The 13,572-nt window shown below is 50.0% G+C and carries 15 protein-coding genes; 6 read left to right on the top strand and 9 right to left on the bottom strand.

What is annotated here, in order from left to right:
• Positions 1-53: 53 nt before the first annotated feature.
• The 3 genes from D1627_RS10670 (at position 54) to D1627_RS10680 (ending at position 1,741) form a co-directional block, all read left to right on the top strand.
• Positions 54-773 carry an alpha/beta fold hydrolase gene (locus D1627_RS10670; RefSeq protein WP_119432225.1) on the top strand — a complete coding sequence of 240 codons (720 nt, stop codon included), beginning with the start codon at positions 54-56 and terminating at the stop codon, positions 771-773.
• Complete coding sequence (locus tag D1627_RS10675; protein ID WP_233555594.1) at positions 766-1,212, top strand: septal ring lytic transglycosylase RlpA family protein; 447 nt, start codon at positions 766-768, stop codon at positions 1,210-1,212. The genes D1627_RS10670 and D1627_RS10675 overlap by 8 nt, the downstream gene beginning before the upstream one ends.
• Positions 1,213-1,342: 130 nt before the next feature.
• A complete protein-coding gene (locus D1627_RS10680) occupies positions 1,343-1,741 on the top strand; it encodes a hypothetical protein (RefSeq protein ID WP_119432226.1) in 399 nt (132 codons plus the stop codon).
• A gap of 391 nt (positions 1,742-2,132) precedes the next feature.
• Here the strand turns inward: D1627_RS10680 and D1627_RS10685 are convergent, their stop codons facing one another.
• The 6 genes from D1627_RS10685 to D1627_RS10710 form a co-directional block, all read right to left on the bottom strand.
• On the bottom strand, positions 2,133-2,885 hold the full coding sequence (locus D1627_RS10685; RefSeq protein ID WP_119432227.1) for a ZIP family metal transporter: 753 nt from the start codon (positions 2,883-2,885) through the stop codon (positions 2,133-2,135).
• 9 nt (positions 2,886-2,894) lie between these two features.
• Complete coding sequence (locus tag D1627_RS10690) at positions 2,895-3,638, bottom strand: SAM-dependent methyltransferase (protein ID WP_119432228.1); 744 nt, start codon at positions 3,636-3,638, stop codon at positions 2,895-2,897.
• A 165-nt stretch (positions 3,639-3,803) separates the two neighbouring features.
• Entirely contained in the window at positions 3,804-4,112 is a 309-nt protein-coding gene (locus D1627_RS10695; protein ID WP_119432229.1) for a hypothetical protein, read from the bottom strand.
• Between the two features lie 81 nt (positions 4,113-4,193).
• The gene (locus D1627_RS10700) at positions 4,194-4,760 is read right to left on the bottom strand and encodes a hypothetical protein (protein ID WP_233555595.1); all 567 of its coding nucleotides are present in this window, start codon (positions 4,758-4,760) and stop codon (positions 4,194-4,196) included.
• A gap of 128 nt (positions 4,761-4,888) precedes the next feature.
• Positions 4,889-5,746, bottom strand: coding sequence for a carboxylating nicotinate-nucleotide diphosphorylase (gene nadC / locus D1627_RS10705; RefSeq protein ID WP_119432230.1), 858 nt, complete (start codon positions 5,744-5,746; stop codon positions 4,889-4,891).
• Positions 5,747-5,812: 66 nt separating this feature from the next.
• Positions 5,813-6,223, bottom strand: coding sequence for a DUF4783 domain-containing protein (locus tag D1627_RS10710; RefSeq protein WP_119432231.1), 411 nt, complete (start codon positions 6,221-6,223; stop codon positions 5,813-5,815).
• A 224-nt stretch (positions 6,224-6,447) separates the two neighbouring features.
• Here D1627_RS10710 and gpmI point away from each other — a divergent pair, with 224 nt between their 5' ends.
• The 3 genes from gpmI to D1627_RS10725 all read left to right on the top strand — a co-directional run bounded on the left by gpmI (position 6,448) and on the right by D1627_RS10725 (position 10,167).
• Positions 6,448-7,974, top strand: coding sequence for a 2,3-bisphosphoglycerate-independent phosphoglycerate mutase (gpmI, locus tag D1627_RS10715; RefSeq protein WP_119432232.1), 1,527 nt, complete (start codon positions 6,448-6,450; stop codon positions 7,972-7,974).
• Between the two features lie 9 nt (positions 7,975-7,983).
• Complete coding sequence (locus tag D1627_RS10720) at positions 7,984-8,562, top strand: hypothetical protein (RefSeq protein ID WP_147383280.1); 579 nt, start codon at positions 7,984-7,986, stop codon at positions 8,560-8,562.
• 105 nt (positions 8,563-8,667) lie between these two features.
• Entirely contained in the window at positions 8,668-10,167 is a 1,500-nt protein-coding gene (locus D1627_RS10725) for a M43 family zinc metalloprotease (RefSeq protein WP_119432234.1), read from the top strand.
• A 29-nt stretch (positions 10,168-10,196) separates the two neighbouring features.
• Here the strand turns inward: D1627_RS10725 and D1627_RS10730 are convergent, their stop codons facing one another.
• The 3 genes from D1627_RS10730 to prfA form a co-directional block, all read right to left on the bottom strand.
• A complete protein-coding gene (locus D1627_RS10730; RefSeq protein ID WP_119432235.1) occupies positions 10,197-10,616 on the bottom strand; it encodes a secondary thiamine-phosphate synthase enzyme YjbQ in 420 nt (139 codons plus the stop codon).
• Positions 10,617-10,741: 125 nt separating this feature from the next.
• Positions 10,742-12,169, bottom strand: coding sequence for a hypothetical protein (locus D1627_RS10735; protein ID WP_233555596.1), 1,428 nt, complete (start codon positions 12,167-12,169; stop codon positions 10,742-10,744).
• 157 nt (positions 12,170-12,326) lie between these two features.
• Positions 12,327-13,403 carry a peptide chain release factor 1 gene (gene prfA, locus D1627_RS10740; RefSeq protein WP_119432236.1) on the bottom strand — a complete coding sequence of 359 codons (1,077 nt, stop codon included), beginning with the start codon at positions 13,401-13,403 and terminating at the stop codon, positions 12,327-12,329.
• Between the last annotated feature and the right edge of the window lie 169 nt (positions 13,404-13,572).

Genomic DNA, 13,572 nt, shown 5'->3' on the forward strand with positions numbered 1-13,572 from the left:
GTGTATACTTGGGCTGATATTCTGTAACTTTGAGTGAAGACTAACTCTTGAAGATGCAAAACTTGGTGCTATTGCACGGTGCGTTAGGCTCTGCTGCCATGCTGGAGCCCTTGAAAGAAGCCCTGCAGGATACGTTTGAAGTTTATACCTTGAATTTTACAGGCCACGGCGGGAGCGAGTTGCCGCAGCAGCCTTTCCGGATGGAGCACTTCACCCGGGATCTTATCGATTTTATGGATAAGGAGCAGCTTGGCAGCGCGCATGTTTTTGGTTACAGCATGGGCGGCTACGCAGCCCTCAGCTGCGCTTTGCAGTATCCTGAGCGCTTCCAGAGCATCTATACGTTAGCTACTAAGTTTGCCTGGTCTGCGGAGGCTGCCGCGGAAGAGGCAAAGCTCCTGAACCCAGAGCGGATGCAAGAAAAAGTGCCTCAATTTGCCGCCACCCTTAAACTACGCCACGCAACGCAAGATTGGACTCAGGTTGTAACGCATACCGCCGCCATGATGCAAGCGCTTGGCCAGCACCCCATACTTACTCCCGAAAGCTTGCCCACGCTTCAGGTACCCGTGCAAATCGCTGTTGGCGACCGGGATAATATGGTAACTGTAGAAGAAAGCCTATGGGCCTATCGTTTACTACCTCATGCCAGCCTGCAGGTTTTGCCTGCTACCCGCCACCCCTTCGAAACGCTCGCTGTGGAGGGGCTGTCCCAGCAAATAAGGCAATTCATCAGCCGCGCATCCGTTGACTTTAAAATACCTAATGAATAATATGCCGTACCGCTTTACACCATCCTTGCCTGTCACTGTTACCCGTGCCACCAAAAGTATAGCTATTGCCAGTGTTGTGGCTCTTTGCTTAAGCTCCTGTGCAAGTTCTGCCCCGGCGTTTGGCGAGAAAGGCTATACAGAAGAGGGCAAAGCCTCCTACTACGCCAGAAAGTTCCAGGGGCGCAAAATGGCCAACGGCGACCCATACCGCAGAGGCAAATTAACGGCGGCACATAAAACATTGCCTTTCGGCACGAAAGTGAAGGTAACGAACCTGCAGACCAACGAAACGGTAAAGGTGAAGATTACAGACCGTGGCCCCTTTGTGCGTGGCCGAATTGTAGACCTGTCGGAGTCGGCTGCCAAACGCGTGGGTATGCTGAAGTCCGGTGTTGTACCAGTGAAGGTAAAAGTGGTAAAGCCTGCCAAAAGCAAATAAGCATCAGGTGTTATAACTGCCAATAACTGCCACACAGTCAGAACACTACATTTACCATAGCAAAAGCACTATTCTCTAAAATATACTACGCAGTCCTTGATATTCATCAATTGTATTTATACATTTGGATATGATTAGAACTTGGGGTCAGGTGCGTGAACTAACTTTTATGGCAGCCATTGTATTGCTATGCCTCCTGGTTATACCTGTTGCCCAAGCACATGCAGAAGTTTTACCGGCTTCTATAAACGGCACGACAGCTGTTACCGCTACTACACAGCAGAACAATGCTACTCTGCAGCAAGCTTCTGAGCAAAAAGGACAAGACACACCTAAGCCTAAGGCCAAGCCCTCCACTAAACCTCGCGACAAGTCGGTACTAGATACTGAAGTATTGGAAAGCCCGCTCGCTTATTTCCGTGATGCCTTTGGTTCTGAAGAGGAGGACTCTGACAGCTCGGCTAAGTCTGGCGCTGTGATGATTACGCTGAAAGCGTTAATGGCTACGCTGCTTTCTACAGTAATGTAGTTTTTAGCAATTCTTTTTCGTCCCCCTCAACCTGCCATTACCTGCCGCTTTTTCCTGAAGAAGCTTATGTTTTCTCTTTGTGTGACTCTCTTGATAATGAATTGCTCACAAGGAAGTCAAGGCCAGTTATCTACTCCGGCTCTTAAAGCCCCGCTCCCATAAAAGTATATCAAAGAAAAGTTTTAAGTCCAGAGCAAGAAGGTGTTTTGATGCTCCGAAAAACAGGATGGATAGAACTCTTTTAGAGGCCAGTGGAGATGATTGGTAGATTGGCCTATAGTTCCAGCCGAAGGCCTTCAGCACAACAACTTAATCTTCTTGCTTTGTTTCAGCCTTAGGCATTATAACGTGAAGTTTTTAGCTGATCTTACTAGAAGAAACTTACACTTTATCAGTAGATAAAGTCTCCGGCCAACGCTAGGCTAAGCCCTAGCAAGGTAGCTACTAACTTGTTACGGTTAAACCGGTGGTCCGGACTTGTCTCGAAAAGGATCGTGGTAGAGATATGCAGAAAATTACCTGCTACCAGACCTGTTAAAGCAGTATAAACCAGCCCATCCGGCGCCTCCTGGGCCAACACGGTGTTACTCACTAAAATACCCAACGGAGAACCTACCGCAAAGATTAGCAACCAAAGAAAAGCCTTTCTGAAATTCTCGAGCCGCGACATCAGCACCGACATCAGCGCGAAGGCCGCTGGCACATGGTGCAGCCCCACGCCCAATAACACCAGGTAGAAACTGTTGCTGCCATGGTTGCCGCTGCCGTGTGCATGCCCATGCTCAACCAGTATACTTCCTTCTAAAAACGAATGCACAAAAAGGGAGCCCAGCAGCAGGAAAGGCATAGAGCCTACGCGCCCATGATGGTGATGAATGTGGCCATGCTCCACACCATGCGAGAACAGCTCCAGCACCAACTGCAGGAAAAAGCCTGCCAACACCCAATAGCCGATATGGTATGGGTTAGTGGTGCTACCTGCCAGCACTTCGGGCAGCAGATGGATAATGGTGATAGTAAATAAGTAGGCGCCGCTAAAGGCCAGGGCCATTTTTAGCCAAATAGATTTATCCGGCGGAAAAACCTTTACCAAAAAGCCAGAAAGCACTACCGTAAAAAACAGGGCAAGTATAGCTACGATCATGCAGACATGTTATTTCTTAAGCACAAATATCATCCGGTCACTGGCCGACTGGCTGTAGGGGTTTAATTCGTAGTCGCCGAAGGTATCCACCATGCGCAGCTGTGTCATCTGGAAAAACGCCAGAAAATCTTCCTGTCTCAGGGCTCTAACTCGCTCCTCGAAATGGTAATCTTGTCCCTTATCCTGAAAACGGATGGTTTTGACGATGAAGCCTGTCTCTACGCCGCGCGTTATTTTAAAGTTTATACCCTGTACCTCTTTTTCTTCGGCTAGCACTAGGTTCTCGATCACCTTATCGGTGTTCATAAAATCGATAACTAGTTTTCCGCCGTGTTTCAGGCTTTGGGCCGTGGCGCATAAGGCTACAACATTCTCGGTGTCGTTATCAAAATAGCCGAAGCTTGTAAACAGATTCACCACAAAATCGAACGTTTCTGGCTTAAACACCTCGCGCATGTCGTGCACGGCAAAGTGCAGCCGCTCGTTCTCGAACTGCCGGGCGTAAGCTATACTTTGCTCAGACAGGTCAATGCCGGTTACATCACAACCTTTTTGATTCAGGTAAAGCGAATGCCGCCCTTTACCGCAAGCAAGGTCCAATATTTTCTCTTCTGGTTTGGGATGCAGATAGCCCATCAGGTTATCCATGAAGTGCTGTGCCTCCCGCATGTCGCGGTCCTTGTAAAGTATGTGATAGTACGGCGAGTCGAACCAGGTACTGAACCACTCTGCTGCCTCCTGTTGTGCTGCCATTAATTTTATAAAAGCAATTATGTTGCAAATATACGCTAAAATTCTGAACCCATACGGTGTGGCTCATTTACGGGCTCTACTGTTTGGCCGGGTAGTTATAAAAAAAACCTGCCGTTGCTGCTCTTAACGTCAACAACGGCAGGTTCTTGGAATACTTACAGCTTCTTAGTGGTGTGTTGCGCCAGCTTCTGTGTTTGTCTCAGAAACTTCTCGTACACTGTCGCCTGGCTGGATAGTGTTTCCGCCTTCATCGTGGTTTGGCATCACTTGCTCTTTATCTGGGTGGCCCTGCACAGTACCATGCGTGGTTACCTCGGCATTGCCTGCGTCTGACACGTTGAAAGTATGGCGCGTACCTGGAGCCACTGTTTCAGTAGAAACTTTCTCATCAGGTCTCAGGTCTGACGGAGTACCGCAAGAAGCCATAAACAAACCGCAAGCTGCGGCAAATACTGCTATTACGTTCTTATTCATCTTTATATTTTTTTACTTTTTTTGATGATGGCTTAGCCCGAATAAAGCAGGCCAAAGCCGCAATGCTATTATTTACGCCCCTTAACCTTGGTTAGGTTGTTGAGCCGCTACAGGTGCTAACAGGCTTTTGCGTTGCAGAATGCTCTCGAAACGCTTGATATCGGTTGGGCTGTTAAAAATACGGAATGGCATGTTAATAAATACCGGAACCTGAAACGTGCGGGCCAGCCAGCCTTTCCAACCGCCTGGCAGCTGCGCATCGGTTGGCGGCTGCAGCCAAAGCATATAGGAGTCCTCTGTTTTCTGTGCCTTCTGGATCATGTCCCAACTTAGGGTCATACCCTCACGCTCGTTGCGCTTCAGGATTAGCTGGCGCTGATCAACCTCGTATGTCAGTTTCTCAAAAAGCGGGCTGCCTTGTTCTACCTGTGTTACACTAAGCACCTGGGCCGAGCGCAGCAGCACAAACAGCAATGTTACGATAATGGCAAAAGCTACCCACCACCACGAAAAGCTGAAGGCCGCAGGCAATAATAGCAGCACCAGCGGAATAAGGGCGTACCACCAGTCTTTGCGCCATACTTGCACAAGCGCCATGCGGGTATATACATTTTTATCGAGCTGATACTTTTTTGTGCGGATAGCCATAGGGTTTGCTCCCTGTGCCACCCGGCGTCCTCCTCTTTGGTTTGGTTGCTGCATAATATTAGTCTAAAATCTTCTCTGTCTTCTTCTTTTCCAGCCCCGCAGAGCGTTTATCGTATATGTATCGAGATCTAAAAAGCCTTCAGGCTCAGGTCTATACTTTTAATGGAGTGCGTAAGTGCGCCTACCGAGATGTAATCCACGCCACACTCGGCCACTGCCCGAATGGTTTCCTCGGTTATACCACCAGATGCCTCTGTTTCATACTTGCCGCCAATTATAGCCACGGCCTCGCGCATCATGTCGGTGCTCATGTTATCCAGCATGATGCGGTTAATGCCGCCAGTGCCCAGCACCTGCTGCACCTCCTCTAGGTTACGGGTTTCCACTTCTATTTTCAGGTTCTTGCCCTTCGCCTGCAGGTACGTATGGGTGGCTGTAATCGCCTCCCGAATGCCCCCGGCGTAGTCGATGTGGTTATCCTTCAGCATCACCATGTCGTACAGGCCGAACCGGTGGTTTTCGCCGCCCCCGATTACCACAGCCCATTTCTCCATTAAGCGGAAGTTAGGTGTAGTTTTGCGGGTATCCAGCAGTTTGGCGCCGGTGCCCGCTATAAGTGAGGCCAAGTAGTGCGTGTGCGTAGCTATGCCGCTCATGCGCTGCATGCAGTTAAGCACCAGCCGCTCGGCAGTAAGAATACTTTGCGCCTTTCCTTTTACGGTAAATGCCACGTCGCCATACTTCATCGTTGCACCGTCTTGCATCATCACGTCCAGCTCCAACTGCGGGTCAACGGCTTTAAAAATGTAACCGGCCATCTCTACGCCAGCCAGTATACCGTCGCCTTTCACAAGCAGCCGCGCCTGGTTCTGCGCATTGGCAGGTATGGCCGCCAGCGAGGAATGGTCGCCGTCGCCAACGTCTTCGGCAAGTGCCGCCGCGATAAACGCGTTGATGCTTTCTGGGGTTAGGTAAGTCGGTTTCACGGTGCAAAAATAAAAAAAGGCTCGGGATAAATGCCGAGCCTTCTTGAAAATATCAATTTTATCTGCTTAATCTTTGTCAAACTCTATCTTATGAATGAAGTACTTATCGCCTACAGGCTTCATCCGGATGACGACCATTAGGGTTTCATCATTAGAAACATACTCTCCTAAGATATAAGCCAAGCCATCGCTAGAGGTGCCGTTATGCGGGTCAAAGCTCACCGGAGGGTTCTTAGCGAAGAAGTTTTTCATCACAAACTCAGCTTGGGTACCGCTATAAGTTGTTGCTTCGCCATCATCCAGCTTAATTACCACCATCCGGCCAAAATGCTTTGAGAGGTCTTTGGCAGAACCTGCCTTCATGGCCTGCTTTACGCTATTCACAGCATCGCCTTGGGCAACTGCCCGCCCCGCCATAAAAAACATGGCTACCAACAACATCGAAAATACTACTGTAACGTGTTTAAAATTCTTCATAATACCGTTTGTGATCTTGCCCACGTATGAGCCAAAACTATGCCAAGTACATTTATGAGCCTCGCATCTCTAAAGGTAAGTCCTTTATCTAAAAAAAGAAACACCTGTACCCTCTTGTAGCCGTACATTAATACCCGCACTGTAAAACACTTAATCCTTAACCAAGGATACGGCGATGGCTAATTGTGGTCGGCGGCTTCAAAGATTATAGTTATATTTGCACTATGAACAAGAAGGTACTTTTAGTGATTTTGGACGGTTGGGGCCTGGGCACCGACCCGGAGGTTTCTGCTATCCAGAAAGCCAACACACCGTTCATAGACTCTATCCTCAAAAATTACCCTACCACTAGTTTGCACGCATCTGGTGAGTATGTAGGTTTACCGGAGGGCCAGATGGGCAACTCTGAGGTAGGACACATGAACCTGGGCGCAGGCCGCGTGGTGTACCAGGATCTGGTGCGCATTAACAAAGCCATTGCAGAGCGCAAGCTTGCCACTATGCCAGCCCTGGCTAACGCATTTGCTTACGCGAAAGAACATAAAAAGCCGGTACACCTGATCGGGTTGCTGTCTGATGGGGGCGTGCACTCGCACATAAACCACTTAAAGGCGCTTTGCACCGCCGCTTACGACCAGGAACTGCATGATGTATACATCCATGCGTTTACCGATGGCCGCGACACCGACCCGAAGGGAGGCGTAAAGTATATCAACGAGTTGGAGGAGCACTTGGAAAACACTTCCGGAACCATTGCCTCCATTGTTGGCCGCTACTATGCCATGGACCGCGACAACCGCTGGGAGCGCGTAAAACTGGCTTACGACCTGCTCGCAAAAGGGGAGGGCGAGAAGTCCCAAAACCTGATCAAGTCGGTGCTGGCGTCTTATAATGCCGGGGTAACCGATGAGTTCATCAAGCCGATCGTGAAGGTGAACGATAACCAGGAACCTATCGCCACTATTAAGGATGGCGATGTGGTGATCTGCTTTAACTTCCGCACCGACCGTGGCCGCGAGATTACCCAGGCCCTGACGCAGCGCGACTTCCCGGAGCAGGACATGCACAAACTGAACCTACGCTACATCACCATGACGACCTACGACGAAACGTTTACAGGCGTGGAGTCGATCTTTGTGAAGGATAACCTGAACAACACGCTTGGCGAGGTACTGAGCAAGGCTAGCAAAAAGCAGATACGCATTGCCGAAACGGAGAAGTATCCGCACGTTACGTTCTTCTTCTCTGGCGGACGCGAGGAGCAGTTTGAGGGCGAGAGCCGCCTGCTGTGCCCATCGCCGAAAGTGGCCACTTACGATCTGCAGCCGGAAATGAGCGCCTATGACATCCGCGATGCCATTGTGCCGGAACTGCAAAAGAAAAGCGCTGACTTTATCTGCCTTAACTTTGCCAACCCGGATATGGTAGGCCACACAGGTGTGTTTGAGGCTGCTGTAAAAGCCTGCGAGGTGGTAGACGCATGCTCCGAAAAGGTGATAACAACCGCCTTGGAGAATGGCTACGACATTATCGTGATCGCTGACCACGGTAACGCCGATATGATGATAAATCCGGACGGCTCGCCAAACACGGCCCATACTACCAACCTGGTGCCTTGCGTGCTGGTAAGCAACGACTTTAAGGGCACCCTGCACGAGGGCAAGCTAGGCGATATCGCCCCGACGATACTAGAACTAATGGGTGTGCAGAAACCGGAAGAGATGACCGGCGAATCCCTGATAAACCATTAATTCACTACTGTGGCTAAGTATAATCCGCTACTTTGGGTGGGCTTATTGCTTGCCATTGCATCTTGTGAGAGACCTGCACCGCCTGTAACTGACAGCGCCGGGCAGGCCTCTTATAACCTTACAGCCTACTTGCAGCAACAAAAAGAAGCCTTGGAAGCAGAAAAGCCAATGGTATTAAAATCGGTGGAGACGCAAGGGAAAGACGCAGAACTGGTGGAAACTTCAGAAGTAGATTGGGAAGACGAGCTAACTGTGTTTGAACAGGCTGACCTGAACAGACCCTCGCTGCAAGAGTATTACACCAAGCAGCAGCAAACCCTAAGCGATGGCAGCGTACAGGTTGAGTATAGCAAGCTGGAGGATGCCGAGCCACAGGTACACTACCTCCGCCTGGTGCTAACACCAAATGGCAAGCTAAAAGAGCTTACCGCTACCTTACAGGATCAGAACATCATATACTATTCGCACCGTAAAATTGCGTTAACTACCAACCCCAAAACCGGCAGTATTGCCAGTTACCGCGTAGATGGCGTTCAGAAAATGATTTTCGGCGACTCACTGCATTACAGTGTAAAAGCCAACCTGTAAAGTATAAATTCATCCAATCCCTAGGGGCAGCCTCTAGTGGTTTTAGCACCTCACCTTAACTCTAATATTTCTGCTCCTATAGCGCTATTTCTACCTCCCTTTACTATGCGTATTTTTGTCTTAATGGTGGTGTTTTGCCTTGCCGTATCCTCTGTATATTCTCAGCAGCTTACGGGCACCCGTAACTGTGCCACCAACCACTACCTGGAAACCCTTAAAGAGCAAAACCCATACTTAGAGCAGGAGCGGCAGCAGGCGCAACAAGCTATTCTACAGCAACTAGAGCAGCAGCGCCAGTGGCAAAACCTGCGTGTAACCACAACCATCTCTATTCCGGTTGTATTCCATGTAGTGTACAGCAACAGCACCGAGAATATATCTGATGCGCAGGTTATGTCGCAGTTAGAAGTGCTTAACGCAGACTTTAGAAGGATGAATGCCGATGCGGCCAACACGCCATCATACTTCCAGCCTGTGGCAACCGATACTAGGATAGAGTTCTGCCTAGCCACCCTTGACCCCAATGGCAACCCTACCAGTGGGATCACGCGCACCCAAACCAGCCGCACAGAGTTTGATTATACCAACGATCAGATAAAGTCTTCTTCCAACGGAGGGGTGGATGCCTGGGACCGTAACCGCTACCTGAACATTTGGGTGGGCGCTATTAAGGATGACATTCTGGGCTACGCTACCTTGCCCGGCACAGCACCTGCACGCCTGGATGGCGTGGTACTACACTACGCCACTATCGGAGCAGCGCCTGCCAACCCATTTATTTGGCCGTACAACATGGGCCGCACTGCCACGCATGAGGTAGGCCACTGGCTTGGGCTAGAGCACATTTGGGGAGGCGATGAGCCAAGCTGCTCAGACTCCGACGGCATCAGCGACACACCCAACCAGGATGATTATACAGTAGGCTGCCCAAGCGGCATACAGTTATCCTGCAACAACGGCCCTTACGGCAATATGTACCAAAACTATATGGATTACAGCGATGATGCCTGCATGAACCTGTTTACTAAAGGGCAAGCTGACTACATGAATGCCGTATTGAGCACTACCCGTAAAGCTCTGCTTAACTCGCTGGTATGTTCCGCCTCATTACGCGCTGATTTCGGACTGGCAAAGGAAAGGGATACACTGGTAGTAGCAGGTGCAAGCGTGCAGTTTGCTGATGCCTCTGCAGGTGTACGCCCCACTGCATGGCTTTGGGAGTTTGAGGGCGGGATTCCGGCCACTTCTACGCAGCAAAACCCAACCGTTACCTATCCGGCGCCGGGCAAGTATGATGTAAAGCTAACAGTAAGCAATGGCGCACTGAGCAACACGACCCTGAAAGAGGACTTCATACAGGTTACGGTAAACGATTTAACAGTATACCCTAACCCTACTTCATCTTACATCAACATTGAGCAGCCGGCGCGCATACTTGTCCGGAAGGTTGAGCTAATGAACAGCGTAGGCAAAACGGTGCTTACCGCCGAGGTGCGCGACCGCACCCTGCAACTAGACGTGCACCACTTACAGCCCGGTGTTTACTTCCTGCGCCTGCTCAGCACAAACGGCACTGAGATCCGGAAAATCAATATTCTGCGCTAGCAAAACAGAGTGAAGCTGTAAAACTGTAACTACTCTCCTTGAAGCGTAATCACAAGGGTGCGTTTTGAGGCATGGTCGCGGTGCTCGCAAAGGTAAATGCCTTGCCAAGTGCCCAAGTTTAGCTCGCCATTTGTAATGGGCACGCTTACAGCATTGCCAAGTATGGCTGCTTTGAGGTGGGCCGGCATATCATCGGATCCCTCTAAAGTATGGCGATAGTATGGTTGGTTCTCTGGTACCATGTGGTTGAAATGGCTTTCGAAATCCTGGCGCACCGTTGGGTCTGCATCTTCGTTTATAGTTAGGCTGGCGGAGGTGTGTTTGATGAAGATATGCGCGAGCCCGACGTTTATTTCTTCCAGCTCCGGCAGTTGCGCCACCACCAGATCAGTTATCAAATGGAAGCCGCGCTTTACGGCCGGCAGTCTAATCTCTTTCTGAAACCACATACGTTATACTTTTGAGTGAGTGAATGTGTGACTGAGTGCGTAAGGAGCGCTGTATAGGAAGCTCTAAAATGCGGAAGTATAGATTGTATTCGCACATTCACTCACCCACTCATTCAACATTAATTCTAATCTATGCTACGCTCATACGCACCTGCGTCTGGCTTGGTGCTGCTGCGTGTAACTCCTTTCAGGTCTTTGAGTATAGCTGGCAGTATTTTGGCGGCACCGCTGGCCGGGGAGAGTGTATCCAGCCGAAAATCATACTTTGCCGGGGCCTTAAACTTTGGCGCTGTGTTTAAGATGTTCCCATTCCCTTGGAAAAGGGCTTTATAGCTTTCAGTGCGCAGCAGGTTGTTGCTTGCTTCTACTACAGCGCTCATTGGTTCTATCAGCACTTCATCTGCTATACTAAAGCCATCTGAGTAAATAATGGAGTTAACGAGGCGCAGCGTGGTGGGCCGGTCCTTGATATCCGACTCAGGTATAAAATCGGTTATTACGAGCAAAGGTGTTTCGCGCAGGAGCGGGTTCTGGTAACTGGCAATGGTTGTGTACATCAGTTCATAGTTGCCGCCGCCCAGGCCTCCAAAGCCGTATTGGCCACAGTTATAGATCAGGCTGTTCGTTACCTTCACATCCGAGGTAAAGGCCACGATGCCATCCCAAAACGCATGCGCTACCACACAGCCTTCTACCAAGGTAGCGGCTTTGCCGGGGTTGCCAACACGCATGCCGTAAAGCGTGTTCTTGATGTCTGCATACTTTATGCTGCTGCCACTGCTGGTTGCCAGCAACCGAATGCCCTCCCATTGGCCCGGTGCGGTGCGGTAATCTTCCTCGCGGCGATACCCGCTAAAGCTGACGCGTTCCTGCGGCGTGCCCTGTACTTGCAGCTGCCCTGCCACCAACAACACCGACTTGTTGTAGCCAAAAACCCGGGCGCCTTTCTCGATGGTGAGTATAGCTCCTTCGCGCACCAGCACCGAGTCCAGGAGCACGTGCGGTTTATCGCTGGGCCAGGTTTCGGTACCGATGCTGCTTTTGCGGTGGAAGTATGCGTTTTGCCCATAGGCCACCAGCTTCACGTTTTGCTGCCGGCCATTCGTGCTAAAAAGTATGGAGTCTGCCGCCAGAAAAGGCTGGTTCTGATCGGATGGGTTGATGTTGACCTTTACCAGCACATACAGGCTGTCGCCCCCGCGCAGTTCCACGTTGTTAGCCAGCGGACTTTGCACACCGTTTATGGTAAGCTGATAAGGAGAAGCTCCGGCACCGGCCAGGTTAATCTCACTTATCCGTACGGCCTTTTCGTTGCGGTTATATACTTTCAGGCGCTTGGTTACACTGCCCCGGCTCACAAACACGGTATCGAACAGCACAGTATCCGCCGAAAACGACAGCATGGCACTCGGGTCTGTGGTGATGATCTCCTCCTTGGGCTCGCAACCAAACACTGATAGCAGTAAAAGTAACGGAAGTATGGCTAGCAGGTATTTCAAGGCTGGTTTTTTGATGTTGATGGCTATCTTGTTTAATTCTTGCCAGTGCTTCATGCACCATTTAGTATCACTAAGTATAAATCGCGATGAAAGGCCCCCTAATTTAAGCAGCTCATTAATAAGCAATTTAGCAATAAAGAAGAAAAGGAATGCAGCGCAGCGACAATCGCTTTACTACATTCCTTTTTTATACTTGTGGCTACACGGTAATTTACTCTGCTGTTGCGCCTTCTTTCAGTCTTTCGGCGTTTTCGGCAATGCGGAGCTGCTCTACAAAGTCGTCGATGCCACCATCCATTACGCTTGGCAAGTTGTAAACAGTAAGCCCGATGCGGTGATCGGTTACACGGCCCTGCGGATAGTTATAGGTACGGATCTTATCGGAACGGTCGCCGCCGCCCACCATAGACTTACGCTGCGCGCCTTCAGCCTCGTTTTTCTTGGCAAGCTCCTGCTCATAAATACGCGAGCGAAGTACAGCAAGGGCTTTATCGAAGTTCTTTAGCTGCGATTTCTGGTCCTGGCACTGGGCCACAAGGCCGGTTGGGATGTGCGTCAGGCGGACGGCAGAATACGTCGTGTTTACCGACTGGCCGCCTGGTCCTGAAGAGCAGAATAGGTCTTTGCGAATATCGTTCATGTCGATCTCCACATCAAATTCCTCTGCCTCTGGCAATACCACCACCGATGCCACGGAAGTATGGATACGGCCCTGCGTTTCAGTGGCTGGTACACGCTGCACGCGGTGCACACCCGACTCAAACTTCAGCTTGCCGTAAACGTCCTCGCCAGATACGCCTATGATAATTTCCTTGTAACCACCCGATGTACCTTCGGTGGCATCCACTAGTTCCATTCTCCAGCCTTGCTTTTCAGCAAAGCGGCTGTACATGCGGTACAGGTCACCGGCAAAGATAGAGGCTTCATCGCCACCAGCTCCTGCACGGATCTCCATCAGGATGTCCTTGCTGTCGTTCGGGTCTTTCGGGATCAGCAGCTCTTTCAGCGTATCCTCCATCTCCTCACGCTGCGGCAACAGCTCATCAAGCTCGCCCTTAGCCATTTCTCTGAAATCCTCATCCTTCTCTGTCGCGATTACCTGCTTGGCATTGTCGATGTTGCTAAGGATGTTCTTATACTTTTTGTATTCGGTTACGATCTTGTCGAGATCCTTATATTCTTTGTTCAGCGCCTTGAATTTCTTCATGTCGCTGGCCACATCCGGCTGGATAAGCAACTGGCTTACCTCTTCAAAACGCTGATTGATGGCTTCTAACTTATCTAACATGGTGCTTCTCTGGTTTTAGGCTGCAAAGATACAAAATTGGCGTATAGATTCTGTCATCCAATTTCATCGGTTCTGCTAATATTCTATAGCCCTAATTGATTCTATGCTATAACTTTAAAGTGGGTGGTATAGTTTCCGAAGAAAACTCAGCATATATTAAAGCACGCAA

The sequence above is a fragment of the Pontibacter oryzae genome (assembly GCF_003576375.1).
Lineage (GTDB): Bacteria > Bacteroidota > Bacteroidia > Cytophagales > Hymenobacteraceae > Pontibacter > Pontibacter oryzae.

Bases quoted from the DNA above. Each gene is read 5' to 3' on its own strand.
- D1627_RS10670 (WP_119432225.1), top strand. From the start codon at position 54: ATGCAAAACTTGGTGCTATTGCACGGTGCGTTAGGCTCTGCTGCCATG.
- D1627_RS10675 (WP_233555594.1), top strand. From the start codon at position 766: ATGAATAATATGCCGTACCGCTTTACACCATCCTTGCCTGTCACTGTT.
- D1627_RS10680 (WP_119432226.1), top strand. From the start codon at position 1,343: ATGATTAGAACTTGGGGTCAGGTGCGTGAACTAACTTTTATGGCAGCC.
- D1627_RS10685 (WP_119432227.1), bottom strand. From the start codon at position 2,885: ATGATCGTAGCTATACTTGCCCTGTTTTTTACGGTAGTGCTTTCTGGC.
- D1627_RS10690 (WP_119432228.1), bottom strand. From the start codon at position 3,638: ATGGCAGCACAACAGGAGGCAGCAGAGTGGTTCAGTACCTGGTTCGAC.
- D1627_RS10695 (WP_119432229.1), bottom strand. From the start codon at position 4,112: ATGAATAAGAACGTAATAGCAGTATTTGCCGCAGCTTGCGGTTTGTTT.
- D1627_RS10700 (WP_233555595.1), bottom strand. From the start codon at position 4,760: ATGGCTATCCGCACAAAAAAGTATCAGCTCGATAAAAATGTATATACC.
- D1627_RS10710 (WP_119432231.1), bottom strand. From the start codon at position 6,223: ATGAAGAATTTTAAACACGTTACAGTAGTATTTTCGATGTTGTTGGTA.
- gpmI (WP_119432232.1), top strand. From the start codon at position 6,448: ATGAACAAGAAGGTACTTTTAGTGATTTTGGACGGTTGGGGCCTGGGC.
- D1627_RS10725 (WP_119432234.1), top strand. From the start codon at position 8,668: ATGCGTATTTTTGTCTTAATGGTGGTGTTTTGCCTTGCCGTATCCTCT.
- D1627_RS10730 (WP_119432235.1), bottom strand. From the start codon at position 10,616: ATGTGGTTTCAGAAAGAGATTAGACTGCCGGCCGTAAAGCGCGGCTTC.
- D1627_RS10735 (WP_233555596.1), bottom strand. From the start codon at position 12,169: ATGAAGCACTGGCAAGAATTAAACAAGATAGCCATCAACATCAAAAAA.
- prfA (WP_119432236.1), bottom strand. From the start codon at position 13,403: ATGTTAGATAAGTTAGAAGCCATCAATCAGCGTTTTGAAGAGGTAAGC.